The organism is Asticcacaulis sp., from assembly GCF_035497195.1.
GTDB lineage: Bacteria > Pseudomonadota > Alphaproteobacteria > Caulobacterales > Caulobacteraceae > Asticcacaulis.
Window position 1 is genome coordinate 151,974 of record NZ_DATJDZ010000011.1, and the last position, 24,151, is coordinate 176,124.

Annotated in this window: 28 protein-coding genes and 1 pseudogene; 19 read left to right on the top strand and 10 right to left on the bottom strand. The window is 60.8% G+C overall.

The annotated features are described in order from the left end of the window. Positions 1–103: 103 nt before the first annotated feature. Positions 104–1,204, top strand: coding sequence for an aromatic ring-hydroxylating dioxygenase subunit alpha (locus tag VL130_RS03900; protein ID WP_325361421.1), 1,101 nt, complete (start codon positions 104–106; stop codon positions 1,202–1,204). Between the two features lie 57 nt (positions 1,205–1,261). On the opposite strand, the gene VL130_RS03905 is transcribed toward VL130_RS03900, so the two are convergent. Beyond that, on the bottom strand, positions 1,262–1,945 hold the full coding sequence (locus VL130_RS03905) for a TetR/AcrR family transcriptional regulator (RefSeq protein WP_325361422.1): 684 nt from the start codon (positions 1,943–1,945) through the stop codon (positions 1,262–1,264). 229 nt (positions 1,946–2,174) lie between these two features. Here VL130_RS03905 and VL130_RS03910 point away from each other — a divergent pair, with 229 nt between their 5' ends. The 3 genes from VL130_RS03910 to VL130_RS03920 all read left to right on the top strand — a co-directional run bounded on the left by VL130_RS03910 (position 2,175) and on the right by VL130_RS03920 (position 3,545). After that, entirely contained in the window at positions 2,175–2,378 is a 204-nt protein-coding gene (locus VL130_RS03910; RefSeq protein WP_325361423.1) for a twin transmembrane helix small protein, read from the top strand. An 89-nt stretch (positions 2,379–2,467) separates the two neighbouring features. Beyond that, a complete protein-coding gene (locus VL130_RS03915; RefSeq protein WP_325361424.1) occupies positions 2,468–3,034 on the top strand; it encodes a cob(I)yrinic acid a,c-diamide adenosyltransferase in 567 nt (188 codons plus the stop codon). A gap of 16 nt (positions 3,035–3,050) precedes the next feature. Next, positions 3,051–3,545 carry a hypothetical protein gene (locus tag VL130_RS03920; protein ID WP_325361425.1) on the top strand — a complete coding sequence of 165 codons (495 nt, stop codon included), beginning with the start codon at positions 3,051–3,053 and terminating at the stop codon, positions 3,543–3,545. Here the strand turns inward: VL130_RS03920 and VL130_RS03925 are convergent, their stop codons facing one another. Next, positions 3,546–3,827 carry a hypothetical protein gene (locus VL130_RS03925; protein ID WP_325361426.1) on the bottom strand — a complete coding sequence of 94 codons (282 nt, stop codon included), beginning with the start codon at positions 3,825–3,827 and terminating at the stop codon, positions 3,546–3,548. 226 nt (positions 3,828–4,053) lie between these two features. Here VL130_RS03925 and VL130_RS03930 point away from each other — a divergent pair, with 226 nt between their 5' ends. From VL130_RS03930 to VL130_RS03950, 5 genes are all read left to right on the top strand, one after another. Next, on the top strand, positions 4,054–4,800 hold the full coding sequence (locus tag VL130_RS03930; protein WP_325361427.1) for an electron transfer flavoprotein subunit beta/FixA family protein: 747 nt from the start codon (positions 4,054–4,056) through the stop codon (positions 4,798–4,800). Next, positions 4,800–5,732 carry an electron transfer flavoprotein subunit alpha/FixB family protein gene (locus VL130_RS03935; RefSeq protein ID WP_325361428.1) on the top strand — a complete coding sequence of 311 codons (933 nt, stop codon included), beginning with the start codon at positions 4,800–4,802 and terminating at the stop codon, positions 5,730–5,732. Before VL130_RS03930 ends, VL130_RS03935 begins: the two co-directional genes overlap by 1 nt. 255 nt (positions 5,733–5,987) lie before the next feature. Beyond that, positions 5,988–6,866: a 3-hydroxybutyryl-CoA dehydrogenase gene (locus VL130_RS03940; RefSeq protein WP_325361429.1), complete on the top strand. Its 879-nt coding sequence runs from the start codon at positions 5,988–5,990 to the stop codon at positions 6,864–6,866. Further along, positions 6,867–7,313 (top strand): hypothetical protein, encoded by a 447-nt coding sequence (locus VL130_RS03945; protein ID WP_325361430.1) that lies wholly within the window; start codon positions 6,867–6,869, stop codon positions 7,311–7,313. Further along, positions 7,310–8,479 carry a DUF418 domain-containing protein gene (locus VL130_RS03950; RefSeq protein ID WP_325361431.1) on the top strand — a complete coding sequence of 390 codons (1,170 nt, stop codon included), beginning with the start codon at positions 7,310–7,312 and terminating at the stop codon, positions 8,477–8,479. Before VL130_RS03945 ends, VL130_RS03950 begins: the two co-directional genes overlap by 4 nt. Positions 8,480–8,654: 175 nt before the next feature. Here VL130_RS03950 and VL130_RS03955 read toward each other — a convergent pair whose 3' ends face one another. After that, a complete protein-coding gene (locus VL130_RS03955) occupies positions 8,655–9,290 on the bottom strand; it encodes a TlpA disulfide reductase family protein (protein WP_325361432.1) in 636 nt (211 codons plus the stop codon). A 130-nt stretch (positions 9,291–9,420) separates the two neighbouring features. Here VL130_RS03955 and argH point away from each other — a divergent pair, with 130 nt between their 5' ends. From argH to VL130_RS03975, 4 genes are read left to right on the top strand one after another with little or no spacing between them, the layout of a single operon-like run. Then, a complete protein-coding gene (argH, locus tag VL130_RS03960; protein WP_325361433.1) occupies positions 9,421–10,848 on the top strand; it encodes an argininosuccinate lyase in 1,428 nt (475 codons plus the stop codon). Continuing rightward, positions 10,845–11,189, top strand: a complete 345-nt coding sequence (locus VL130_RS03965; protein WP_325361434.1) for a hypothetical protein — start codon at positions 10,845–10,847, stop codon at positions 11,187–11,189. Before argH ends, VL130_RS03965 begins: the two co-directional genes overlap by 4 nt. Then, on the top strand, positions 11,186–12,502 hold the full coding sequence (lysA, locus tag VL130_RS03970) for a diaminopimelate decarboxylase (protein ID WP_325361435.1): 1,317 nt from the start codon (positions 11,186–11,188) through the stop codon (positions 12,500–12,502). The genes VL130_RS03965 and lysA overlap by 4 nt, the downstream gene beginning before the upstream one ends. 18 nt (positions 12,503–12,520) lie before the next feature. Further along, positions 12,521–13,054 (top strand): DUF4175 family protein, encoded by a 534-nt coding sequence (locus tag VL130_RS03975; protein WP_325361436.1) that lies wholly within the window; start codon positions 12,521–12,523, stop codon positions 13,052–13,054. A gap of 166 nt (positions 13,055–13,220) precedes the next feature. Here VL130_RS03975 and VL130_RS03980 read toward each other — a convergent pair whose 3' ends face one another. Both VL130_RS03980 and VL130_RS03985 read right to left on the bottom strand, forming a co-directional pair. Continuing rightward, positions 13,221–13,757, bottom strand: a complete 537-nt coding sequence (locus tag VL130_RS03980; protein ID WP_325361437.1) for a phosphoribosyltransferase — start codon at positions 13,755–13,757, stop codon at positions 13,221–13,223. 24 nt (positions 13,758–13,781) lie between these two features. Further along, on the bottom strand, positions 13,782–14,660 hold the full coding sequence (locus tag VL130_RS03985; protein ID WP_325361438.1) for an MJ0042-type zinc finger domain-containing protein: 879 nt from the start codon (positions 14,658–14,660) through the stop codon (positions 13,782–13,784). 121 nt (positions 14,661–14,781) lie between these two features. Between VL130_RS03985 and VL130_RS03990 the strand changes: the two genes are divergently transcribed. The 4 genes from VL130_RS03990 to VL130_RS04005 are packed head-to-tail and all read left to right on the top strand — an operon-like array spanning position 14,782 to position 17,892. Next, positions 14,782–15,579 carry a cell division ATP-binding protein FtsE gene (locus tag VL130_RS03990; RefSeq protein ID WP_325361439.1) on the top strand — a complete coding sequence of 266 codons (798 nt, stop codon included), beginning with the start codon at positions 14,782–14,784 and terminating at the stop codon, positions 15,577–15,579. Next, positions 15,576–16,472: an ABC transporter permease gene (locus VL130_RS03995; RefSeq protein WP_325361440.1), complete on the top strand. Its 897-nt coding sequence runs from the start codon at positions 15,576–15,578 to the stop codon at positions 16,470–16,472. Before VL130_RS03990 ends, VL130_RS03995 begins: the two co-directional genes overlap by 4 nt. 35 nt (positions 16,473–16,507) lie before the next feature. Then, complete coding sequence (locus VL130_RS04000; RefSeq protein WP_325361441.1) at positions 16,508–17,170, top strand: YdcF family protein; 663 nt, start codon at positions 16,508–16,510, stop codon at positions 17,168–17,170. Between the two features lie 8 nt (positions 17,171–17,178). Beyond that, positions 17,179–17,892, top strand: coding sequence for a lysophospholipid acyltransferase family protein (locus tag VL130_RS04005; RefSeq protein WP_325361442.1), 714 nt, complete (start codon positions 17,179–17,181; stop codon positions 17,890–17,892). On the opposite strand, the pseudogene VL130_RS19450 reads toward VL130_RS04005, so the two are convergent. After that, positions 17,873–18,013, bottom strand: a pseudogene (locus tag VL130_RS19450) (glutaredoxin); the annotation flags it as partial. The gene VL130_RS04005 and the pseudogene VL130_RS19450 sit on opposite strands and share 20 nt — an antisense overlap. Positions 18,014–18,054: 41 nt before the next feature. Here VL130_RS19450 and VL130_RS04010 point away from each other — a divergent pair. Beyond that, positions 18,055–18,240, top strand: a complete 186-nt coding sequence (locus VL130_RS04010) for a hypothetical protein (protein ID WP_325361443.1) — start codon at positions 18,055–18,057, stop codon at positions 18,238–18,240. A 1-nt stretch (position 18,241) separates the two neighbouring features. On the opposite strand, the gene VL130_RS04015 is transcribed toward VL130_RS04010, so the two are convergent. From VL130_RS04015 to VL130_RS04030, 4 genes are all read right to left on the bottom strand, one after another. Next, a complete protein-coding gene (locus VL130_RS04015) occupies positions 18,242–18,805 on the bottom strand; it encodes an OmpA family protein (RefSeq protein ID WP_325361444.1) in 564 nt (187 codons plus the stop codon). Between the two features lie 242 nt (positions 18,806–19,047). Further along, positions 19,048–20,592 carry a DHA2 family efflux MFS transporter permease subunit gene (locus VL130_RS04020; protein ID WP_325361445.1) on the bottom strand — a complete coding sequence of 515 codons (1,545 nt, stop codon included), beginning with the start codon at positions 20,590–20,592 and terminating at the stop codon, positions 19,048–19,050. A 266-nt stretch (positions 20,593–20,858) separates the two neighbouring features. After that, positions 20,859–21,965, bottom strand: a complete 1,107-nt coding sequence (locus VL130_RS04025; protein WP_325361446.1) for an HlyD family efflux transporter periplasmic adaptor subunit — start codon at positions 21,963–21,965, stop codon at positions 20,859–20,861. A 17-nt stretch (positions 21,966–21,982) separates the two neighbouring features. Continuing rightward, positions 21,983–23,461 (bottom strand): efflux transporter outer membrane subunit, encoded by a 1,479-nt coding sequence (locus VL130_RS04030; RefSeq protein WP_325361447.1) that lies wholly within the window; start codon positions 23,459–23,461, stop codon positions 21,983–21,985. 112 nt (positions 23,462–23,573) lie between these two features. Between VL130_RS04030 and VL130_RS04035 the strand changes: the two genes are divergently transcribed. Continuing rightward, positions 23,574–24,151: TetR/AcrR family transcriptional regulator (locus VL130_RS04035; protein WP_325361448.1), on the top strand; the 578-nt coding region annotated here is incomplete at its 3' end.

A 24,151-nucleotide genomic window follows, 5' to 3' on the forward strand; every position in this document is an offset into this window, starting at 1 on the left:
TAGGGCATCTCACTTTCTTCCCACAGTGCGCAAATGCCGCGCTGTTTGCGGTTTCGCGTTATGCTATCTATATTGCCCGCATAGCTTACAAATGAAGACTCTCATGCCTGATCAATCCGCCCCTGCCGCTGCTGCCAAGATCGTCTTCGGACAGGGCTTCCTGAAGGACTGCTGGTGGTTTGCCGCGCTTTCAGGCGATCTGGTGGCCGGCAAGCTGCAACGCTATGTCATCCTCGGCGAACCCGTCATGCTGGCGCGTGATCTCGACGGTCGTGCCTACGCCATGCGCGATATCTGTCCGCATCGCGCTGCACCCTTATCCGCCGGTGAGATGATCCGGGATGGAAAAGATGGGGGCTGCGTGGTGCAATGCTGCTATCATGGCTGGACTTTCGACACGCAAGGCACCTGCAAGAGCATCCCGTCGCTGACCGTTGACCAGCCGATGGATGTCGAAAAGATCAAGGTGCGATCCTACGAAATCCGCGAGCAGCAGGGCATTGTCTGGATCTATATCACGGCCGATCCGCGCCGCCCCTCTGAGCCGGATCATGAGCCGCCCATGCTTCCGGGCGTGGTCGGAGGCAAGCCGATCATCGTCGAGACGATGAATTTCGACAGTCATATCGATCACGCCGTTGTGGGCCTGATGGACCCGGCGCATGGCCCCTATGTGCATCAGCAATGGTGGTGGCGGTCGGCCAAGAAACAGCTTTCGAAGATCAAACAATTCGAGCCGCGCGAATACGGTTTCTCGATGGTGCGTCACGCGCCGTCATCCAACAGCCGCGCCTACAAGATCCTGGGCGGCGCACCAGCCACCGAGATCACTTTCCGCCTGCCGGGCATCCGCTACGAGCATATCGAGATCGGTAAGCAGCAGGTACTGGGGCTGACCTGCCTGACTCCGGTCGACGACACCACAACGCGTATCACGCAGATATTCTGGTCGGATCACGGCCTGTTCCGCTTTATCGCGCCGTTGTTCCGCTTCGGCGCCAAGGCCTTCCTCAGGCAGGACGGCGATATGGTCAATCTGCAAAACGAAGGGCTGAGGTACGACCCGGCCCTGATCTGGATCGACGACGCCGACACGCAGGCCAAGTGGTATCAGCAGATCAAGAAGGAATGGATGTCGTCTCGCGCCGAAAAGCGGCCGTTCGTCAATCCAATCAAGCCTACGACGCTCAAGTGGACGAGCTGACAAAAAAAGCCTCCAATCGGATGATTGAAGGCTTTTTTTGTATTATTTCGTCAGTGATCAGGCGGCTTTTAATCCCGCAACGACGAGGGCGATCTGGGCAGTCAGGCTTTTCGCCAGCTTGTCCATGTCGAAAGCGCCACTTTCATCGCTGGCCTGATAGGCGCGGCGCAGGTTAGCCAGGCACAGATCTTCCAGCACCTCGGCGGCGACCTCAATGTCAACGCCCTGCGGCACTTCCTTATGCGCCTGGGCTGATTTCAGCGTATCGAGCAGAACGAAACGGATCAGGTCGCTCATCTGGCCGACCTGATTGACCGGTGACTGGCCCTGGCTCCATTTCATCACGAAGGCGGACAGCACGATGCGGGCGTTATGCTGGGTGGCTTCGTAGCCGCGCATGAGTTGTGTATGCAGGCGGGCGACGAGATCGAGTTTTTCGTTATGGGCGTCACGCATGGTCCGGATAACGCGGCTGTTCTCGCTTTCCAGCACGGTCAGGAAAATTTCGTTCTTGTCGGCGAAATTGGCGAACAGGGCGCCGGTGGAAAGGCCGGCGGCGCGGGCGATGTCGCGCAGGGTGGCGGCCTCGAAGCCGCGCTCACGGAAAAGTGTCGCCGCTGATTCCAGAATCTTCAGGCGATTGCGTTCCTTGGACTTGGCGCGGTTGCCAGTCGGTACGGGCTTGTCGCTGGTGATGGCGGGTTCACTCGCAGAAGTGGTTATGTGGTTTGGGTCATACATACGCGGCTACTCACACACAAAAATTAAGTTTACTTACAGGGAAGGATTCTCGTAAGATTTTTCCCTACTTAGTATGGGCTATCCCGTATTACAAGGATGACGCCGTTATTTCCGTGCGTGGCTTTTCAGTACGCAGGGAGACGGGAAGTTCAACGCAGGGCGATGAAAAGTCCGTCGCTCTTGCGGATATAAAACTCGACTTTTGGCTATAAAAGGGCGATTTAGCATCATGACCAAAATACTTTTCTATCTCGCGATTATCGCCATGTTCGCCGTACTTGTTGTGCTTGGCGCCGGCATATTCAGTCTGGTGCGCGGCGGCGCCTTCCGCGAAAACTGGTCGAACAAGCTGATGCGCTTGCGCGTGCTGTTCCAGGCCATCGCCATCGGTTTGCTGGTGATCCTCGCCTGGGCGATGAGGCATTCTTCTTAGAGAGTATACGCCGCAACGGCGGGCGGTCGCCCTTGCCCAATCTCAATGAATGAGACTTGGAGGCTGCCTGTAATTTCGATGAAAGCATTATGGTCAAACTCAACAAAATCTACACCCGCACCGGCGATGACGGCACAACCGGCCTGGCGGACGGTACGCGCCGGCCAAAGGATGATCCGCGGCTGGTCGTTATCGGCAGCGTCGATGAAACGAATGCGGCGTTGGGGCTGGTGCGGCTAAACAGCGCCAGCGATCCTGCGCTCGACGCCCTGTTGGCGCGTGTGCAGAATGAACTGTTCGATCTCGGCGCCGATCTCGCCACGCCGTCGGATAATATCTCGTGGACGCCGCTGCGCATCAAGACACATCAGGTGGCGGCCCTGGAAGAAGCGCTCGACGCCTATAATGCGCCGATCGGGCCGCTGACCTCCTTTATCCTGCCCGCCGGATCCAGCTTAAGCGCGCATCTGCACCTGGCGCGCACCGTGGCCCGCCGCGCCGAACGCGATTGCGTCACTCTGGCGAAAATCGACGGTGAAAGAGTCAATCCGGAGGCATTGAAATACCTCAATCGTCTGTCCGATCTGTTGTTCGTGCTGGCGCGCCATGCTAACGATCAGGGCCGTGCCGACGTGCTGTGGGCGCCGTCGAAATAATGACCGGGAGATACGGATGTCGAAAACCTTAGCCGCGATGGCGTTGATCCTGCCCTGTTTGCTGCTGACGCAATGCGATGTCGTCAAGAAAGTGACGGGAGGCGCCAATCCCGAAAACCCGGCCGTTGCCTTTGATGTGGCGATCGAAATGACTCCGGCCGCGGCGGCGCGTTTCAAGGCGACGGGTGACACCCTGGTGGTTGATGTCGCCTATTACGGTTACCCGACCGAGGCGGCGCGTCCGAAAGTCAACAATCTACAGCAGATCGATCTGGGGCAGGACCTGGTGGGCGTTATCCCGACGACAGAGAAGGTGCATGTGCCCGGCGGCGGGCTTAATCAAAAAGCCTTGCCCGATGTCATGGGGGGTAACGTCATGGTGCTGGTTGACGGCTACAGCATCACGCCGGACAGTAATCCGGACGGTCAGGTCAAGTGCAGTTATTACCGCGACCGTTTGGAAATGGCGCGTACCCGGGCGGCTATAAAATGCGATATCGAAACGCCGTAATTATTGCGAAGCGGCGGCGCTGTTTACGGCTCTGGCGTTGCTCGCCTTGAGTGCGTCGTCATGATAATCGACGGTGGCCGTTTCGCCGTCCTTACGCCCGGTGATGGTCGACAGGGCGATAGGGGCATAGCATTGGCGGTCCTTCCACGAGAACCAGCCTTCGGCGGCTTCGCACTTCTTGCGTGGAATATCGTAAAGCCAGCCATAGCTGACGATGGCCACACTGAACAGGCCCAGAACGATGACGAAAATGTATTTCAGTTTGCCGATCTGGCTGGGCATAGGCGGGGTTTTCCGAAGCTATAACTTGACGTGAACGTAAAGATGTGGTTGTTCCTTTATGCGCTAATACGGGCGCAAGGGCAATTGAAAAGCACCACCCCGGTCACTGAAAACACCCGCAAAATACCAAACAACAATTGACTTTGCGGGCATTGATCGTCATTTGATCCCCAACCGAATACGCCCGATAAGGGCAACAGGAAACGAACTGCCAGAGGTGAAAACCATGAAGATTTTGGTCCCGGTGAAGCGGGTGCTGGATTACAACGTCAAGGTCCGCGTCAAATCGGATCAATCAGGCGTCGATCTGGCCAATGTCAAGATGTCGATGAACCCGTTCGATGAGATCGCGGTCGAGGAAGCGGTCCGCCTGAAGGAAAAGGGCGTCGCCACCGAGATTGTGGCCGTCTCCATCGGGCCGGCGCAGGCCAAGGACACCATCATCACCGCCCTGACCATCGGCGCCGATCGCGGCATCCTGATCCAGACCGACCAGGACGTCGAGCCGCTGGCCGTCGCCAAGCTGTTGAAAGCCGTGGCCGAAGCCGAAAAGCCCGACCTGATCATCATGGGCAAGCAGGCCATCGACGGCGACAACAACGCCACCGGCCAGATGCTTTCGACCCTGCTGGATTGGCCGCAAGCCACCTTCGCCTCGAAGGTCGTGATTGAAGACGGCGAGGCGCATGTCACCCGCGAAGTCGATGGTGGTCTGCAAACCCTCGGCGTCAAGCTGCCGGCGGTGATCACCACGGATCTGCGCCTGAACGAGCCGCGCTATGCCTCGTTGCCCAACATCATGAAGGCCAAGAAGAAGCCGCTGGAAATCAAGACGGTCGCCGATTACGGCGTCGATGTCACGCCACGCCTGAAAGTGCTGAAAGTGACCGAGCCGCCGAAGCGTTCCGCCGGCATCAAGGTGGCCGATGCCGCCGAACTGGTCGCCAACCTCAAGTCCGCAGGAGTTCTGTAATGGCTGTTATCGTAATCGCCGATCACGACGGCGCCCATCTGCGCGACACCACCAACAAGACCGTCACCGCTGCTTTGGCCCTGTCGTCCGATGTAGACGTTTTGGTCTATGGCGACGGTGTGCAGTCCATTGCCGATGCGGCCGCGAAGATCGCCGGCGTCCGCAAGGTGCTGCTCAGCCAGTCAGCCGACCTCAAGCAGGATATCGCCGAGGACGTCGCCACGCTGGTGGCCGGACTCGCCGCGAACTATGATGCGGTCGCCATTCCGGCCTCGTCGGCGGGTAAGAACTATGCGCCACGCGTCGCCGCTTTGCTTGATGTGTCGCTGCTGTCGGACGTGATGGTGGTGGTCGACGCCAACACCTTCACGCGTCCGATCTATGCCGGCAACGCGCTGGAAACCGTCCAGACGGCTGAGGTCAAAAAGGTCATGACTGTACGAACGACCGCCTTCAAGGCGGCGGGCGAGGGCGGATCGGCGGCGGTCGAGACGGTCGCCGCACCCGCTTCCAAGGCCGGTACGCGCTTTATCTCGGAAGAGAAGGTCGTGTCGGATCGTCCGGAACTGGGCGCGGCGAAGATCGTCGTTTCCGGCGGCCGGGCGCTCGGCTCGAAAGAAGAATTCGACGCGGTGATCGATCCGCTGGCTGATAAACTCGGGGCGGCGGTTGGCGCGTCGCGTGCGGCGGTCGATGCCGGTTATGCCCCCAATGATTACCAGGTCGGCCAGACCGGCAAGGTGGTGGCGCCGGCGCTCTATATCGCCATCGGTATTTCCGGCGCCATCCAGCATCTGGCGGGCATGAAGGATTCGAAGGTCATCGTCGCCATTAATAAAGACCCGGAAGCGCCGATCTTCTCGGTCGCCGACTACGGTCTGGTGGCCGATTACAAGACCGCCGTGCCTGACCTGATGAAGGCTTTGGGATAGCAATTTCTGTACCTCCCTGGCTTTGCCGGGGAGGGGGACCGAAGCGCTTTTGCGCTTTGATGGTGGGGTTTCTTGCTTACTAAGAAAGTAAGAAACCCCACCACCGCATCTAACCGCTGCGCGGTGTCGTGTGGTCCCCCTCCCCATCAGAGATGGGGAGGTACAAGTTTATTGTGCGTCTCTTTTCCTTATTGCCTTGCGCCATCACGCGCATTATTCCCATATAACGTACAGACTTCACGTAAGGCGGACAGTATGACCACGATCAAGACCGTAGGCATTATCGGCGCGGGCCAGATGGGGGCGGGGATCGCCCAGGTTTGTGCGCAGGGCGGATATGATGTCCTGCTCTATGACGCCTCCGCCGATGCCGTGAAGGCCGCGCTCGCCCGCACCGAAAAGGGTCTGAACCGTCTGGTCGAGAAGGAAGTCATCACCCAGGCCCAGGCGACCGATGCGCTCTCGAAGCTGATCCCGGCCGGCGCCATCTCGGAACTGAAGAATTGCGATCTGGTCATCGAAGCCGCCACTGAAAAGGAAGAGGTCAAGAACGCCATCTTCAAATCGGTCTGTGAGCACCTGAAGCCGGAAGCTCTGCTGGCCTCCAATACCTCGTCGATCTCGATCACCCGCCTGGCCGCCGCCACCGACCGACCCGGCAAGTTCATCGGCCTGCACTTTATGAACCCGGTGCCGATCATGAAGCTGGTCGAGATCATTCGCGGCATCGCCACCGATTCCGACACCTACGAAATCGCCGTCAATTTCGCCAAGTCGCTTGGCAAGATCACCGCCAATTCCGAGGATTTTCCGGCCTTTATTGTCAACCGCATCCTGATCCCGATGATCAACGAGTCGATCTATACGCTGTATGAAGGCGTCGGCACGGTCGAGGCCATCGATACCGGCCTGAAACTCGGCGCCAATCATCCGATGGGGCCGCTCGAACTGGCCGACTTCATTGGGCTGGATACCGTGCTGGCGGTGATGAACGTGCTTTATGACGGCCTGGCCGACTCGAAATATCGCCCGTGTCCGCTGCTGACCAAATATGTCGAGGCCGGCTGGCTGGGCCGCAAAACGGGTCGCGGTTTCTATGATTATCGTGGCGAAAAGCCGGTTCCCACGCGCTAGATGGAAAATCCGGCGCTCAGCTATCGTCAACCGGAACTGCGCTGGATGATCATCGCCGGTGTGGCCGCCCTGTGCCTGCATGGCTTTTGCTGGTTTGTGGTGCGCCTCCTGGTGGGCGATGCCCATGCCGCTGATGAAACCCAGCGCCAGGTGACGCTGGCCCTGTTCTGGATGGTCTGCACCCTGATCGCCTGGAAAATCAGCCCGCCGCCATCGCGCCTGCACGCCACGTTCGGCGTGCTGATGTATGCCCTGTTCCTGATCCTGCTTGGCAGCGTGGCCGCCCTGATCAAGTTGGCCTTTATCGACAAGGTGCCGCTCGATGCGCCCTTGCTGAAATCCTTTTCCCTGCTCAGCATCATGATGGTCCTGACCCATATGTGCCTGGCCGTGCCGTCGGCCATCCTGTTGCAGGCGGTGGCCTTGAAGCGTTCGCCGGCGAAATGACCGCGCGCATCCGCACACTGGATCATGTGCGCGGCCTGAGTATCCTGGCCATTCTGCTGGTCAATTCGATCGCCTTCGCGCAGCCTTTTGCCGTCTACAGCCAGCCGGAACTATCACCCCTGCCGCTGACGCCTGACGATCTGACTGTCTGGTGGATCACCGAGACCTTTTTCAAGGAAAAGTTTATCACCTGCTTTACCCTTTTGTTCGGGGTGAGCGTCTATCTGGTGGGGCGTGATCGCAACCCGGCCGATCCGGTTTATAAAACGCCGCTGTTTCGCCGGCTGTCGTGGCTGGTGGTGTTTGGCCTGATCCACGGGGCGTTGATCTGGCATGGCGATATCCTGCTGGCCTATGCCGTGACCGGGTTTGTTTTCTGGCGCTGGCAGGACGCCTCGGCGCGCAAGCTTCTGGTGTGGGGGCTTGGCCTGTTTGTGGCGGGCGCGGCGCTGCTGCTGGGGCCGAATATCGCCACCTCTCTAAGCGGCGAACACGTCACGGCGGCCAATGGCGACCTTATTGGCCTCACCGAGCGGATGCGCGGGCCTTTCCTGGTCTCGATGGCGCAGAACGCCGCCGTCTGGGGGCAGGGCGCCATACAGGAAGTATTGGCCTATATGCCGACCACCCTGGGCCTGATGATGATCGGGCTTGGCCTTTTCAAGTCGGGCCTTCTGCGGGGCGAGGCACGGACGCGGGCCTATATTCTGCTGATGGCGGCAGGGGCGGTCAGTCTGGTGCTGATCGGCTGGCAAGTGCGAGTAACGATGGCGGCGGGTTTTCCCTATCCGGAGATTTTCGGCCTCTACGCCCTGGCCAATAATCTTTTGTGCCTGCCGGTGGCGCTCGGCTATGTCGGGGCGCTGGTTCTGATCGGCCGGACACAGGTCGGCGGGGTGGCGCTTTATCCGCTGGCCTGCGCCGGACAGATGGCCTTCACCAACTATCTGATGCAGTCGCTGATCATGACGGGATTGTTCTATGGCGGGCGCGGGCCGGTCTGGTTCGGTGAAATGAACCATGCGGCGCTGGTGCCGATCGTGATGGTGATCTGGATCGGACAACTGGTTTTCAGCACGGTTTGGATGTCGCTCTTCCGCTACGGGCCGTTTGAATGGGGCTGGCGGTGTCTGACCTACCAGCGCTGGATGCCGATTTTGAAGTAAGAAACCCCATCACCATTTGGCTTCGCCGAACTTCGTTTCGCTGCGCTCATGGTCCCCCTCCCCAATAAATTGGGGAGGTATAAGAATGGCAGCTAATATATACCTCCCCGATTTGTCGGGGAGGGGGACCGACGCGCCCTTGCGCGTCGGTGGCGGGGTTTCTTGCTTTCTTACACTACTCAGCCAGCAGTTTATCCAGCAGGGCCTGAACCTCCGGCGTGTCCCACTTGGCCTCGCCATCGAGGCGCGCCACCTGGCGGCCCTGCTTGTCGAGGATCAGGGTGCCCGGCATACCGGTGATGCCATATTTCGACGGCGCCTGGAATTCCTGGTCAGCATAGACCTCCAGCGGTTGCTGCACGTCCATGAAGGATTTGACGTCGGCGAACTTTTCCTCGGTATCGACGCTGAGCGGCAGGATTTTTACGCCCTTGCCGGCGTAATGCGCTTGCAGTTTCGCCAGGGTCGGCATCTCGAACCGGCACGGCGCGCACCAGGTCGCCCAGACGTTCAGCACCACCACCTGGCCCTTGAAATCACTGAGTTTGACCGGTTTCTGGTTGCGGTCGATGAAGGAAATATCCTCGATGGCGACCGGCACCTCAGACGTTACCAGCTTGGAAAGCGCGCCCGTCGCGTAGACGGCCAACGGTCCCTTGGCGACGGGGGCGACGGCGCTCGTGACGGCGGCGATCTGCGGCGCTTTGTCCGCAACGCCCGACTTCGCCAGCAGCCGCCAACTGATCAGCCCGATCAGCGCCAGAACCACTATGGTTACAACGGCAATCACTGCCGCAGGCGGACGCCGCATTTTTCGTGCCGTAACAGTATCTCGACGCTTGGGTTCCTCGGCCTTGTCGGCTATAGGCTGGCCCTGATTATCAGATTCCGTTGAGGGCTGCGGCATTGGCTCGCCATCCTCATTCAACCTGGGTTCCGTCATGACCGATCCATCCGCCAAAAATGCCCCGAATGCGCAAGCCCCTCAAGAAGGGCAAAAAATGTGGGGCGGTCGTTTTACTGCCCGACCCGATGAGATTATGCAAGCCATCAATGTCTCCATCGATGTCGATAAACGCCTTTGGCAGCAAGACCTTGCGGGATCAAAAGCCCACTGCGCCATGCTGGCGAAACAAGGTATCATAAGTTCGGAAGACTCCCAAATCATCCTGAACGGGCTGGAAACCATAACGGCCGAAATCGAGGCCGGCACCTTCCCGTTCCGCGCCGAATTCGAGGACATTCACATGAATGTCGAGGCGCGTCTGCGCGAACTGGTCGGGCCTGTCTCCGGCCGTCTGCATACCGCTCGCTCCCGCAATGACCAGGTGGCGACCGATTTCCGCCTGTGGGTGCGCGATCAGGTCGATATCACCATCCAGCAGTTATATGATCTGCAAGGCGCCTTGCTGAAGCGCGCGGAGGAGTATGCCGACGCCCTGATGCCGGGCTTTACCCATTTGCAGCCGGCGCAGCCGGTGACTTTGGGCCATCACCTGATGGCCTATGTCGAGATGTTCGGCCGTGACCGCACGCGCTTTATTGATGCCCGTGCCCGCATGAACGAAAATCCGCTCGGCTCGGCGGCGCTGGCCGGTTCGCCCTTCCCGATCGACCGTCACATGACCGCCGCCGCGCTCGGTTTCGACCGCCCGACCGGCAATAGCCTCGATGGTGTGTCGGATCGTGATTTCGCGCTGGAATCTTTAAGCCACGCTGCCATCTGCGCCGGGCATCTGTCGCGTCTGGCAGAAGAAATCGTGATCTGGACGACGCCCTATTTCGGCTTCATCCGCCTGTCGGATTCGTTCTCGACCGGTTCGTCGATCATGCCGCAGAAGCGTAACCCTGACGCCGCCGAACTGGTGCGCGCCAAGACCGGCCGCATCACCGGCTCGCTGATCGCGCTGTCCACCGTCATGAAGGGCCTGCCGTTGGCCTATTCCAAGGACATGCAGGAAGACAAGCCGCCGGTTTTCGAGGCCTTCGATGCGCTCGATCTCGCCCTGCGGGCCATGACCGGCATGGTGCTCGACCTGGAAGCCAATACCGCCAGAATGGCCGCTGCCGCCGGGGCTGGTTTCTCGACCGCGACCGACCTGGCCGACTGGCTGGTGCGCAATCTGGGCATCCCTTTCCGTGACGCGCACCATATTACCGGGGCGGCGGTCAAGCGGGCCGAAACGCAGGGTGTGGATTTGGCGCAACTAAGCCTTGGCGATCTGCAAAATCTGGAAGCCAGGATCACAGATGATGTGTATAAGGTCTTAACGCCTGAGGCCAGTTGCGCCAGCCGTCAAAGCTACGGCGGCACGGCGCCCGATCAGGTTCGCCTGCAAATCCAGCGCTGGAAGGATCAACGCTCATGATGACCGTCAAAAAGACCCGCTTCGTAATCTCGGTCGCCCTGGGCGCGGCGCTGTTGGGAGCCTCCCTGCTGTCGGCCTGCGGCAAGTTGGGTGACCTCGAAAAGGCGCCGCCGATGATGAACAAGAAGGCGGCGGCCGAATGGTCGACCTCGCATAATCCCGATGGCGGCGTCACCACCACGACCGAGACATCGACCTCGCGCGCGTCCGAAAAGGCCCTTCCGGACGCCGACTCGAAAAACAGCATGGAAAACCCCTATGCCGTCAACAAGCGCATCCAGGATGTGCCGCTGGAAGGCACGGGCAGCAATAACGGTTTCCGCGACGCCCCAAATCAATGAACCACTTCGAATACAATGACGGCGAACTGTACTGCGAACAGGTGCGTTTAAGCGAACTGGCCGAGATGGTCGGCACACCACTTTATGTCTATTCCTCGGCGACGCTGGAACGGCATTATAATGTCTTTGCTGACGCCCTGTCGTCGAAGCCTGAACTGCGCAGTCCCAAGGGCGAGGCGCCGCTGGTGGCCTATGCTGCCAAGGCCAATTCCAATCTGGGGGTTCTGGCCACTCTGGCGGCGCAGGGCTGCGGCGCCGATACGGTTTCCGAAGGCGAAATCCGCAAGGCCTTGAAGGCGGGCATTCCCGCCGAACGCATCGTTTTTTCCGGCGTCGGCAAGACCGATTCGGAAATGGCCTTCGCACTTAAGGCCGGCATCTATCAGCTCAACGTCGAATCGCGGCCGGAGCTGGAACGCCTGGCGCGCGTGGCGGCCGAACTCGACATGGTGGCGCCCTTCGTCATCCGCATCAATCCGGGCGTCGGCGCCGGTGGTCATGAAAAGATCACCACAGGCGGGGCCAAGGACAAGTTCGGCATTTCGGCGGCGGAAGCGCTCAGCCTCTATGCCGGTGCAGCGGGGCACCCGAACCTCGCCCCGATGGGCATCGCCTGCCATATCGGCAGCCAGATTCTCGATCTCAAGCCGTTGCAGGAAGCCTTCACGAAGATGCGTGGCTGGGTGGAACAACTGCGCGCCGAAGGGCTGAGTGTCGAGCGGCTCGATCTCGGCGGCGGGCTGGGCGTGCCGTATTTCAATCAGAAAGAACCGGCCAGCGTGGCCGACTATGCCGAAATGGCGGCGCTTGCCGCCGGCAATCTCGGTGTGCGTTATACCTTCGAGCCGGGCCGCCTGATCGCCGCCAATGCCGGCGTGCTGATCTCCAAGGTCATCCATGTGCATGAGCGGGAAGATTCAGGCCAACAGTTTTTGGTGCTCGATGCGGCGATGAATGACCTGCTCCGTCCGGCGCTTTACGATGCCTTCCACGATATCCGACCGGTTGCCCGTCCGGGTAATGAAACGGCGACCTATGATGTCGTTGGGCCTATTTGCGAGACCGGTGATACCTTCACGCGTGGCCGCGACCTGCCGGTGATGCAGGCGGGCGATCTCGTCGCCTTCATGAGCGCCGGCGCCTATGGGGCGGTGATGGGAAGCGAATATAATTCGCGGCCACTCGCGCCGGAGGTGTTGGTGCGTGACGCCGACTGGTCTGTCGTGCGTCCTCGACCGAGCTACGAAGAGATGATGGCGCGTGAACCTTTGCCGGCTTGGTTGTCTCCATCTCCTAAAGTAAAGACGGCTTAATTTGTACTAGGGGGGCCTATGCAGCCAAGCAATAAATCACCGCTGGCGCCGCTTAATCGCGGGCTTTTCCTGACGCAGGCGACGATGATCTGGGAGCGCCTGCTGTTGCCGGCGATCTTTCCGTTCCTGCTGCTGGCCCTGCTGGTGGCGGTGGCCGGACAGTGGGGGCTGTTTGCGCTTGTGCCGAAGCCGGTGCATATCGCCGTTCTGGCTGTTGGACTGGTGATTTGCGTCGTGGCGGCGGTGCGTCTGGCCCTGCGTTTCCGGATGCCGACCTTCACCGAGATCAATACGCGCCTGGCGGTCGATAACGATCTGCGGCCTGAGCGCCTGCTGGCCATGCGACATGAAAGGCAACAACCGTCATTGAAGGTTGGCAAGGCCAAGGCGGGGATTGCGGCGTCTGATCCGTTCGCCCTGCGCTATGTGGCGCTGGCGGCGGCGATACTGGGGTTCCTGATCCTGGGGCCGGTATCGGTCGATCAGGTCGCCAGCGGATTTATGCCGCTGGGCGGGACTATGCAGAGCCTTGCCGCGCTGAGTATTAAGTAAGAAACCCCACCACCATCCGTCTTCGCCTAAAGGCTACGCCGGACGGTCCCCCTCCCCACCAGAGGTGGGGAGGTATAGGAAGGCACTTTGTCTTGTACCTCCCCGCTTGTCGGGGAGGGGGACCGCACGACGCGCGTAGCGCTAGATGCGGTGGTGGGGTATCTTGCTAATCCAATACCCCGATGTAGGGCAGGGCACGGAAGCGGCCGCCGTCGTCCAGCCCATAGCCGACCAGATAGCGCGCCGGGGCTTCCCAGGCAGAAAAATCGGCTTCCATTTCGCGGACCTGGCCGTCTTTCAGCGGATCAGGCTTGCGGGCGAAAACCGCCGTCAGCACCTCTGCCGCACCGGCTTCCCGCGCGATTTCGCAGGCGATTTTCAGCGACGCGCCGGTATCGAGCACATCGTCCATGATCAGTACCTGACGGCCCTCGACCGACCGCTGCAAGGGCGCGCGGATCAGCATGGCGCCGCCTTCGCGGCCATCGGCATAAGAAGACAGCCACAGGGCGTCGAAGGCGATATCGCGGCCGGCACGATTGAGGGCGCGGCTGAGATCGGCGGCGAACCAGATGCCGCCGGTGAGCAGGCAGACGCCGACGCAATTGGGCTTGATATAGTCGCTGAGCAATTCGGCCAGCGCGGTGACGCGGCCCTGAACCTCGTCTTCATTCAGCAGAACAGCAGGCAGGGCGTCGGTCATATCGGGTACTCGAAACTGGAAGGGTTAGCCGGTGTGGGAAAGGCTGGAACGCAGGACCGGCGCGGGCGGGGCGGACCCCACCGGATCGGTAATTTCGGCGTGTGCCGGCGCGGGGGCCGGGGTCTCCGCCTGTGGGGGTTCGGGTTCGGCATCTGCGCCATGGCCGGTCACCGGCGTGACGCGCAGATTGGGGCCGGCGCTTTTCATCTTCTTCATCGCCACCAGATCGAAATCGAGATCGAGCGATGAAGTGAGGTTTTTCGGGTCGGCGACATCAAACACCAGGGTGCGCGTGGCGTGGGGCGCGACGACCAGTCCGCCCGAAGGCATCAGCACCGAATCGAATTCCTGCAAGGCGCCGTCAAGCAGCTTGACGCGCACGGGGGGCACCGGCACCGCCTTATCGCTGGTGTTCCTGACCTGAGCTTTCACGGTCACCACGAAGCGCCCGCCCTTGAAGCCGGCGTCGGCGGTCTTGTCACCGAAGACGAGGTGGGTGCCGTTGACCTTCAGGCCGGCCATGGCGTAGGCGCCGGCGATGCGCGGAAAGGCGCGGACGATATCGACGCGCAGGAAGAAGCCGAGCGCCAGGATCAGCACGAAGGCGGCCGCCATGCCGCCCCAGACCATGCCCTGGGCCGCCAACGCCCTCATGCGCTTCTTGTCTTCGAGAATGGCGCGGTATTTCAGCGGCAGTTTCTTGGCCTTGACCTTGTGCAGGTCCTCGACGGTTTCCTTCTCGGACTTCTTGACGTCGCTGAAGGACAGGTCGATCGGCTTTTCGGGACGTTCGGCGTGCCAGGTCGTCTTGCACGCGGCGCAACGCACCGTGCGCCCGCGAATCCCCAATTGGGATTCGTTGAGCGTATATTTCGTCGCGCAATTAGGACAGCTCAGGATCATGATCAGTATAAGTCGAACCGCACCGAATCAGTACATAAACCCCGTTAACCACATACGGGTTCTTAACCTTATGTCCTCAAAAGTCTTAACAACTGATCAAGCAGGGGCTTCCAGCCGTTAGATGACGACCGCGCCTTCAGACACCGATGATCGCCTGCCCCCCGGCAGAGAACGTGACGCCGTGCCAAATGCCGTGGTGGCCTTCCATGACGTGTCGCTGGGCTATGATCTGGGGATGCCCAAGACGCTGGCCGCCGGCCTGAATGAAGATGACCTGATCCTGAAAAACCTCAATTTCGAACTGCCGGCAGGGTCATTCCATTTCCTGACCGGGCCATCGGGATCGGGCAAGACCTCACTGCTCAAGATGATCTATCTGGCGCAAAAGCCGACGACCGGGGCGATCGAGCTGTTTGGTGAAACGATCCGGCCACATGATCGCGCCCAGACCGCCGGTCTGCGCCGCCGGCTCGGCATCATCTTCCAGGATTTTCGCCTGCTTGAGCATTTAAATGTCTTTGATAATGCCGCCCTGCCTTTGTTCGTCCACGGCGCGCATTTCCGCGAATATCATGATGATGTCACCGAACTGCTCAACTGGGTGGGGCTGAAAAACCGTCTGGACGCCATGCCGAATGTGCTTTCCGGCGGCGAAAAGCAGCGCCTGGCCATCGCCCGCGCCGTGGTGACGCGCCCGACGCTTATTCTCGCCGATGAACCGACCGGCAATATCGACTACGCCATGGGCCTGCGCATCATGCGCCTGTTTATTGAGCTGAACCGGTTGGGCGCCACGGTGCTGATCGCCACGCACGACGAGGGATTGGTGAAGGCCTCGGGAATGCCGGTGCTCGAACTGCGCCACGGCCAGATATTCCAGCGTGACCTGTCGCGAAATACCGGAGTGACGGCGCTATGATCGGCCCGCTCGTTACCCGACTGGGGGCTTTGAAGGCCGGCCGCCTGCTGCCGCAGCAGGATCAGCGCGAGGTGGCGCTGCATTATGTCATCGGCGTGCTGTGTTTCCTGGCCTGCATGGCGGCTATGGTCGTCATGGCGTCGGACCGCGCCGCGCACGGTTGGTCACGCGATATCCGCGCCGAAGTGACGGTGCAGGTGCGCCCGACCGGCCTCGAAAGCGGTTCGATAGCGGCAGCCAAGGCGGCGGAGGTGCTGGCCGGCGTCAAGGGGGTGGGGCAGGTGACGGCGCTGGAGCCGGAAAAGGCCAAGGCATTGATCAAGCCGTGGCTGGGCGACGCCGTGCTCGATGACCTGCCGATCCCCAATCTGGTCGAGGTCACGCTCGACCAGCGCCACCCGGCGACACCGCAGGCCATGATGAACGCGCTGACCAATGCCAGCATTGACGCCAGCATCGATGATCATTCGACCTGGCTGAAGGATGTCGAGCAGAGTGCCCTGACCATCCGGCTGATTTCTCTGGGGATTTTCTTTATTATCTTTTCCGCCACCGGGGCTGTGGTCGGCTTCGCCACGCGCGCCAATCTGACCGCCCGCGCCGATATTGTCGATGTGCTGTCGCTGTGCGGCGCCAGCGATATCTTCATCGCCGAGCGCTTCCAGTGGCGCTTCGCCCGCATGACCTTCGAGTCGGGCTTGCTCGGCGCCGGTCTGGCCGCCGGGGTCATGGCGCTCATAAAAGCCACAGGTTCCTCACAAAGCTTCGCCATAGCCCTTCCCTTTTCATGGTCGGACCTGTTAATATTAATTCCGTGTCCGTTCCTGGTGGCGTTGATCGGCGCGCTGACCGCGCGTATGGTGACCCTGCGGTTGCTGGCGCATCATGACTGAACTGCATTAAGGGGGAGGCTGTCATTATCAAGCATATGCGCACCCTGATCGCCCTGTTCGTGGTCCTGCTGCTATGGACGGCGGGGCTGTTCGCCTTCGCCGACCGGGTGATCGATTCGACCCCCGCCACCATGCCGGCCGAGCCGGCGGAGGCCATCGTCGTACTGACAGGCGCATCAGACCTGCGCCTCAAGGCGGGGATGCGGCTTTTGGAACGCCGCAAAGGGGCGCGCATGTTCATTTCCGGCGTCAATCCGGAGGTCAGGCGGCCGGAATTGCTGGCGGTCACCGAAGGCTCGAAGCGGCTCTATGAATGCTGTGTCGATCTCGGCTACCAGGCGGAAAACACCGTCGGCAACGCCCACGAAATCGCCGACTGGGCGCGCGGCCATGATTTCTATACCCTGATCGTCGTCACCTCGGATTATCACATGCCGCGCTCGCTGCTGGAGCTTAAGGCCGATATGCCGGGCGCAACCCTTCTTCCCTATCCCGTCGCCACGCCCGATCTCGACGCGCGCGGCTGGTGGAAATCCCGTAAAGGCCAACGCATCATCGTGCTCGAATATTGTAAATACCTCGCCATTCTCGGCCGTGACGCCATCTTAAGCGTGTCGCGTAAGTTTGGCGACAAGGGCGGCGTGCCGGAACCCAAGGCCGGAACCGAAGACGCACTGGCTGTGAGTTCGGCTTCGTGAGTTTCCTGATGACACGCGTGCGTTCGCTGCTTTTCATATTGTGGCTCTACGGCACGATGGCGTTTTTCGGCATCATCTGCTCGCCCCTGCTGCTGTTTCCGATTTCCGCCGGCATGGCGGTGATCCGCTGGTGGGCGGGATCGGTGCTGTTTGGCGCGCGCTGGATCGTCGGCGTCAAGGTCGTGTTCCGCGGGCTGGAATACCGCCCGGACGGCCCGGCCCTGATCGCCGGCAAGCACCTCAGTATGCTCGATACCATCGCGCCGTTCACCATATTGAATCGCACCTGCTATGTGTTGAAAAAAGAGCTGATCTACCTGCCTTTCCTCGGCTGGTTCGCCTGGCGGACAAAGATGGTGGCGGTCAATCGCGCCGACGCCGCGAAGGCGCTGAAACTGATGGTGGCGGCCTGCCGCGCCCGTTTGAGCGAAGGGCGACAGATCCTGATCTTTCCCGAAGGCACGCGGTCAGAGGTCGGGGCCGACGCCGATTACAAGCCGGGCGTGGCGGCGCTTTACCGCGACCTGGAAGTGCCCTGCCATCTGCTGGCGACCAATAGCGGGCAGTTCTGGCCGGGGCACGGCATCGATCGCAAGCCCGGCACGGTGGTGTTCGAGTTTCTGCCGCCCTTGCCCGCCGGCCTGAAACGCGGTGAGTTCATGACGCAGATGAAGGCGAAGCTGGAAGAGGCGTCGAACCGCCTTATCGCGGAAAATTCATAACGAACATCCAGATGGCCATGGCGACCATCATCAGGTTTTCGGTCAGTGACACGAAGCCGAGCGGCACGTTGCTGTCGCCGCCGACGCAGGCGCATTTCAGCGCGCGCTTGTCGATATAGACGGTCGCAAGCGGCGGGCTTTACGCTGGAACAGACCGGTGAGTTGCTGGCGCTTGATGCCGGCGAAGACAGGGCGCGCGCCCGTATCCTCGCCAGGGAACGGATCGCGGCGCTTGATACACAGATCGCCGGGCTGGAGGCGGCGCGGAAATCCCTGCGCCGCCTTGCCCATGAATGCGAGACGAATGCGGCCGGGCCGTGCCCGATCATCGCCGCCTTCGATCAATAGCTTACGACAGGACGACGATAACCACGCGGCGGTTGGCGGCTCGGCCTTCGCGGGTGTTATTCGGCGCCACCGGCTGTTCGGCCCCGTAGGAGATTGCCGACATGCGGTTCAAGGCCACGCCCTGCTGGTTCAGGAAGCGGCGAACGCTGTCAGCGCGAGCCTGTCCGAGGCGGTAGTTGATGTCATCCGTGCCCGTGGCGTCGGTGTAGCCCTGGATTTCGAGATAGACATTCTTGTTGTCGGTCTTGAGTTGCTCGGCAAGTTGCGTCAGCTTGGCCTTGGTGTCTTCGGAAAGGACGGCCTTGTCGATATCGAATTTCGCGGAATCGTCACTCAGCACAACCGAATAGACGAACTTGCCTTCGGCCAGCTTGCCGGCGGAGGTGGCGCGATCGAGCGCTTCCTGGGTAGTCTTGTCGAGTTGAGCGAGATGGGTGTCGTTCTGATCGATACGGCCATTCACCGTGGTGATCTTTTCATCGACATATTTATGGCTGGCGCAGCCGGAGACGGCGATCATAAGCGGCAGGGCCGCCAGGAGCGCAATGGATTTGAAGTGTGTCATCAAAGACCTGTCGGTTATAGTTGGCCCCTCAGCCAGTCGTGGATTCTCTATAAGCGGCAAAAAACGACAGAAAAAAGGCATTTTAATAAGCGGTTAATAAGGGGTTGCGTGTCACCGGTAGGTCGTTGCCATAAAATGACAAAAAAGAAGCGGAGCGGTTTAGGGGAACCGCTCCGCCGTTTCCGGAACAGGCTGGGGGGTGAGGAATGCCGGTTCCGAAAGGTGTATTTTGTTTCCAGACGTCAGTGCAGGTTGCTCATATCGACCGGGCCTTTGGGGCGCGGGACGATCCAGACGATCAGCGCGCAGGCGGCGAACAGAACGGCGGCGCCCATGAAGACGCTGTTTGTCGAGATCATCAGGGCCTGTGCGCTGACCAGCCGGTCAAACAGACCGACCGCCGCCTCCGGCGAAACGCCGTGCTGGGTCAGGAGTTGAACCGATTGAGCGCCATCTATGCCATTGACCATCTCGGCGCGGTTGGACGTGGCGCCGTTTTCCCAGATGGTGAGCACGAAGGAGGTGGCGACGGCGCCCGACATGGTGCGGATGAAGTTTTGCAGGCCGGCGGCATTGGCCGTTTCTTCCGGCTTGACCGCCCCCATCGTGATTTGCAGCAGCGGCATGAAGAAGAAGGGCATACCGACGCCGGTCAGGAAGATCAGGAAGGCGATCTGGCCGAAGCTCATATCCATCGTCGACAGGCCGCGGATGAAGGTGATGATGGCCAGCCAGCCGACGCCTAAGAAGATAAGCCGGCGCGGATCGACCTTGACCGCAAGCTGCGCGGCGATGGGCGCGGCGAATATGGCGAGCACGCCCACCATGCCGGTGGCGTTGCCGGCCCAGGAGGCTGTCCAGCCGAGGTTATTTTGCAGCCACAGCGGTCCGATGACATTGATGGCGAAGAAGGAGCCGATCATCAGCGCCATGCAGACCATGCCGATGGAGAAGCTTCGGTAACGGAAGACGCGCAGATCGACGATCGGATTTGAATCGGTCAGTTCCCAGATCAGGAAGGCGATGAAACCGAGCAAGGCGACGAGGCCGAGGGTGACGATCAGGGGCGAGGAGAACCACTCGTTTTCCTTGCCGAGGTCGAGCATCAGTTGCAGCGCACCGACCCACACGACCAGCAGGCCGAGGCCGACCGTATCGACGCGTGCCTTGGTGGTCTTGGTTTCCTGGCTGAACAGCACGCGCCAGACGAGGAAGCCGGCGCCGATGGCGACGGGCACGTTGACGAGGAAGATCGATCCCCAGCCGAAATTATCGCACAGGGTGCCGCCGAGCATCGGCCCGGCGACGGGCGCGACCAGGGTGGTGATGGCCCAGATGCCCATTGCGGCCGGTTGCAGCTTCTTGGGGAAAATGGTCAGCAGCAGGGTTTGCGACAGCGGCATCAGTGGTCCGCCGCAGAAGCCCTGCATGATGCGCGCCATGACGAGGATTTCCAGCGACGGCGAGATGCCGCACAGGAAGGAGGCGATGCCGAAGCCGATCAGGGCGACGGAGAAGACGCGGACGGTGCCGAAGCGCATGGCCAGCCAGCCGGTCAGCGGCACGGCGATGGCCTCGGCGACGGCATAGGAGGTGATGACCCAGGTGCCCTGCGAGGTCGAGACGCCGAGCGCCCCGGCGATATTGGGCACCGAGACATTGGCGATGGAGACATCGAGAATGGCCACGAAATTGGCCATGGCCAGCAGGATGCCGCATAGCCACAGCGTGATGCCGGTGAGCGGTACGGGGTCTTTGTAGGTATCGGCGGTAGCTGAAGCGGACATGGGACGCAACTTTCCGATGACGGTGGGATTGGATAAAACCCCTCACCTCACCCCAACCCTTCCCCTCAGATGGGGAGAGGCGGTTTTAGCGGTGATTCAGCAAACTCTGATTTTCGACTTATCAAGAATAAGCTGAAATCCAGGGCGCACTCTCTCTATCCCCTCTCCCAGAGCGCTCAAGCAGCGCAGTGGTAGCGCAACTCAAATGCCGGGGAGAGGGCCAGGGTGAGGGGGTTGGCAGACAAAAAGAACGCAGACGTTCGGAGTTACTCTTTAATGCTGATCGTGGCCTTCATGCTCATGCCGACGCGCAATGGATGTTGCTTCAGTTCGGTCGGATCGAGCGAGATGCGGACGGGCAGGCGCTGGACCACCTTGATCCAGTTGCCGGTGGCGTTCTGCGCCGGAATGATGGCCATCGAAGAGCCGGTGCCGCCGCTGAGGCCGGAAACCTTGCCGTGGAACTTGACGCTCGAACCGTAGGTGTCGGCGGTCAGCATGACCGGCTGGCCGATATGGACCTTCTTGAGCTGCACTTCCTTGAAGTTGGCGTTCACATAGGCGTTTTCGATCGGCACGATGCTCATCAAAGCCTGGCCGACCTGGACGCGCTGGCCGACCTCGACCGTATTGCGCGAGACGATACCGGTGATCGGCGAACGGATGACGGTGCGGTCGAGATCAAGCTGGGCCTGTTCGACCTTGACGCGGGCCGCGACGACCTGCGGATTTTCCGCCACGGCGACGCCGGAGATCAGGGCGGTATTCGACGCCCGCTGGCCGATGGCGGCCTGTGCCTGTGCCTTGGTGGTGGCGAGCGCGGCCTGGGCCTGATCCACCGCCGTTTTGGCGTTTTGCAGGTCTTCGCCGGAAACAGCGCCGGATTCGACCAAGGCCTTGCGGTCGTTATATGACTTCACCGCCTGGGCATAGGTCGCCTGGGCGTTATTGACCTGGGCGGCGCTGGCATCGGCCTGGGCTTTCAGGGTGGCGTCGTTTTCGTAATAGGTGCCGACCTGGCGGATAACCTGATCGAGCTGGGCCTGGGCGGCGGCGAGGGCCAGTTTCGCGTCGGTGTCATCGAGCACGACGAGCACGTCGCCGGCCTTGACCGGCTTGGTCTCGTAGATATCGGCCTGTTTCACCGAGGCCGAGACCAGCGGCGTGATCGAGGCGGTCGAGGCCTCGACATAGGCGTTGTCGGTTTCGACCGACTTGCCGCCCTCGATCAGGGTGTAGGCGCCGAAGGCGAGGCCGGCGAGAACAATCACGCCGCCGAAGATGAGGAAGAGCGGGCCGCGCGCCTTGGAATTAACGGGCTTGGCGGTGGCGGCAGTGGCGGCGGTAGCCGAGGGGGAGGACTGATCGGGCATGATGCTGAACTTCGTGCTTAATTCGATTGAAAGCCGCCGCCGAGAGCGGCGATGAGGCTGATGCGGTTGTTATAGGCCTGGGCGGTCAGGTCGGACAGGTCGAGTTCGGCGGAGGTCAGCTTGACCTGTGCGTCGATCAGGTCAAGCTTGCTGGACAGGTTGCGCTGGACGCGCAAATTAACGAGGTCATAGGCCTGTTTCGCACTGTCGACGCGGGTTTTCGCCTCGCCGATCTGGTCGGCCGTCGATTTCGTGTTGATCGCGGCGTCGGAGACCTGATGCAGGGCGGTGACCAGCGCCTTGTTGTAGTTGGCGACCGCCGAGTTGTAATCAGCTTCGGCGCCGCGATACTGGGCGCGCAGACGGCCTTGTGCAAATAGCGGCAGGCTGATGGCCGGGCCGATATCGCCGATGATCGAATCGTGTCGGGTCAGGCCTTCGAAATCCAGCGTCTGGATACCCCAGTCGGCGTTGAATTTCACGTCGGGGTAAAAGCCGGCCTTGGTGTATTTGACGTTCTGCGCTTGGGCTTCCACCATCAAACGGGCCGCTTCGACGTCCGGGCGGCGGCCGAGCAGGTTGAGGCTGGCATCGGCGGGCAGGGAAGCGAATTCGACCGGGGCGAGGTTGGGACGCTGGATCGTCAGGCCGCGATCCGGACCGGCGCCGACAAGGGCGGAGATCAGGTTGTTTTGCAATTTTATGGCGGCCTCGGCGCCAGACAGCCGGGCGGCCAGGCGGGCCTGATCGTCCTGATTCGTCAGGATCGAGTCCTTCGGTTCCAGATTGTGGGCAGCGCGGGCCTGCATCAGGTGCAGGCGGGAGTCGCTGTTGGCCTTGACCGAGGCGAGATCGTCGCGTTGCTGATACAGCCGGTCGAGTTCGACATAGGCGCGGGCGACGGCGACAGCGATATCCTGGCGGGCGGCGATGCTTTCGACCTCGGCGCCCTTGCCCTGGGCGAAGGCGCCTTTGCGGGCGGCCTTCGCCTTGCCCCACAGACCGAGATCATAGTTGGCCCCGATGGTGGCGCGGGTCAGCGGATGATAGCCCTTCGGCAGGAAATCACGGAAAGCGGCCGGATAGCCCATATTCAGGCTGGACTGCGTTTCGGTGATCGAGCCGTTGAATGACAGGCTGGGCTTGAGTGACTCAGCAATCTGGTCGCTGCTGGCGACGGCCTTCAACAGGCGGGCGTCGGCGGTCTGGATATCGGGCGAATTGGCGAAGGCTTCGTCGATCAGGGCGTTGAGCTGCGGATCATTGAAACCTTTCCACCAGTCCTGCGACGGCCACTGACCGGCATTGGGTCCATTCTCAGACGGCAGGCTCTGCGTGGCGGCCAGATCGGTGCGTGGCGCGATGGTCTGGGAATCGGGCACTGAGGCGCAGTTGGCCAGCAGGGCGGCCGCGATGGCGAGCGTGCTCAGGCTGGCCGCTTTTTTCAGGAAAGCGGGCGCGAAAACCGGCGCGTTAAAGGTCTTAGGGGAGGGCATCGGGAGGAGGTCCTGAAACACAAAAAGGTGAACCGTACTGTACAGTTCGGTTTATTTGCGCTACACTTCAAAATGAGTCAAGCGCTAACTGTACAGTATGGTACAATTTTTTATGGAAATGCCAACAAAAACCATGCGGGACGCCCCAACTTTTAAAGATCCCCCCTCTTTCAAGGATCCCCCCTCTTTCAAGGATCAACGCCGCGAACGCATCATTCAGGTAGCGCGCAGCGTCTTTTACGAGGTCGGTTACGCCGGCGCCAGCATGTCGATGATATCGAGCCGCCTGGGTGGTTCGAAAGCGACCCTCTATGCCTATTTCAACAGCAAGGAAGACCTGTTCGAGGCCATTATCCGTGAACAGTGCGGGCAGATGGCCGACCTGTTCCTGGCCCACACCGGCACCGAGGATCTGCGCACGACGCTGAGCGTCATGGGCCGCGAACTGCTGACGGCGGTCATGTCGGATGAGGCGATCCGCACCTTCCAACTGGTTGTCGAGGAAAGCTATCGTAATCCGCAACTGGCCGAGATGTTTCACAATGTCATCCAGAGTCAGGGACGTTCCAACCTGACCGCGCTGTTGCAGACCGCCCATGACAAGGGCCAGATCAATGCGCCCAACATTATGGAAGCGACGATGGTGCTGAAAAGCCTGATCTTCGGCGACTGCCATTTCAAGCGCATCAT

Bases quoted from the DNA above. Each gene is read 5' to 3' on its own strand.
- VL130_RS03900 (WP_325361421.1), top strand. From the start codon at position 104: ATGCCTGATCAATCCGCCCCTGCCGCTGCTGCCAAGATCGTCTTCGGA.
- VL130_RS03905 (WP_325361422.1), bottom strand. From the start codon at position 1,945: ATGTATGACCCAAACCACATAACCACTTCTGCGAGTGAACCCGCCATC.
- VL130_RS03910 (WP_325361423.1), top strand. From the start codon at position 2,175: ATGACCAAAATACTTTTCTATCTCGCGATTATCGCCATGTTCGCCGTA.
- VL130_RS03915 (WP_325361424.1), top strand. From the start codon at position 2,468: ATGGTCAAACTCAACAAAATCTACACCCGCACCGGCGATGACGGCACA.
- VL130_RS03920 (WP_325361425.1), top strand. From the start codon at position 3,051: ATGTCGAAAACCTTAGCCGCGATGGCGTTGATCCTGCCCTGTTTGCTG.
- VL130_RS03925 (WP_325361426.1), bottom strand. From the start codon at position 3,827: ATGCCCAGCCAGATCGGCAAACTGAAATACATTTTCGTCATCGTTCTG.
- VL130_RS03930 (WP_325361427.1), top strand. From the start codon at position 4,054: ATGAAGATTTTGGTCCCGGTGAAGCGGGTGCTGGATTACAACGTCAAG.
- VL130_RS03935 (WP_325361428.1), top strand. From the start codon at position 4,800: ATGGCTGTTATCGTAATCGCCGATCACGACGGCGCCCATCTGCGCGAC.
- VL130_RS03940 (WP_325361429.1), top strand. From the start codon at position 5,988: ATGACCACGATCAAGACCGTAGGCATTATCGGCGCGGGCCAGATGGGG.
- VL130_RS03945 (WP_325361430.1), top strand. From the start codon at position 6,867: ATGGAAAATCCGGCGCTCAGCTATCGTCAACCGGAACTGCGCTGGATG.
- VL130_RS03950 (WP_325361431.1), top strand. From the start codon at position 7,310: ATGACCGCGCGCATCCGCACACTGGATCATGTGCGCGGCCTGAGTATC.
- VL130_RS03955 (WP_325361432.1), bottom strand. From the start codon at position 9,290: ATGCGGCGTCCGCCTGCGGCAGTGATTGCCGTTGTAACCATAGTGGTT.
- argH (WP_325361433.1), top strand. From the start codon at position 9,421: ATGACCGATCCATCCGCCAAAAATGCCCCGAATGCGCAAGCCCCTCAA.
- VL130_RS03965 (WP_325361434.1), top strand. From the start codon at position 10,845: ATGATGACCGTCAAAAAGACCCGCTTCGTAATCTCGGTCGCCCTGGGC.
- lysA (WP_325361435.1), top strand. From the start codon at position 11,186: ATGAACCACTTCGAATACAATGACGGCGAACTGTACTGCGAACAGGTG.
- VL130_RS03975 (WP_325361436.1), top strand. From the start codon at position 12,521: ATGCAGCCAAGCAATAAATCACCGCTGGCGCCGCTTAATCGCGGGCTT.
- VL130_RS03980 (WP_325361437.1), bottom strand. From the start codon at position 13,757: ATGACCGACGCCCTGCCTGCTGTTCTGCTGAATGAAGACGAGGTTCAG.
- VL130_RS03985 (WP_325361438.1), bottom strand. From the start codon at position 14,660: ATGATCCTGAGCTGTCCTAATTGCGCGACGAAATATACGCTCAACGAA.
- VL130_RS03990 (WP_325361439.1), top strand. From the start codon at position 14,782: ATGACGACCGCGCCTTCAGACACCGATGATCGCCTGCCCCCCGGCAGA.
- VL130_RS03995 (WP_325361440.1), top strand. From the start codon at position 15,576: ATGATCGGCCCGCTCGTTACCCGACTGGGGGCTTTGAAGGCCGGCCGC.
- VL130_RS04000 (WP_325361441.1), top strand. From the start codon at position 16,508: ATGCGCACCCTGATCGCCCTGTTCGTGGTCCTGCTGCTATGGACGGCG.
- VL130_RS04005 (WP_325361442.1), top strand. From the start codon at position 17,179: ATGACACGCGTGCGTTCGCTGCTTTTCATATTGTGGCTCTACGGCACG.
- VL130_RS04015 (WP_325361444.1), bottom strand. From the start codon at position 18,805: ATGACACACTTCAAATCCATTGCGCTCCTGGCGGCCCTGCCGCTTATG.
- VL130_RS04020 (WP_325361445.1), bottom strand. From the start codon at position 20,592: ATGTCCGCTTCAGCTACCGCCGATACCTACAAAGACCCCGTACCGCTC.
- VL130_RS04025 (WP_325361446.1), bottom strand. From the start codon at position 21,965: ATGCCCGATCAGTCCTCCCCCTCGGCTACCGCCGCCACTGCCGCCACC.
- VL130_RS04030 (WP_325361447.1), bottom strand. From the start codon at position 23,461: ATGCCCTCCCCTAAGACCTTTAACGCGCCGGTTTTCGCGCCCGCTTTC.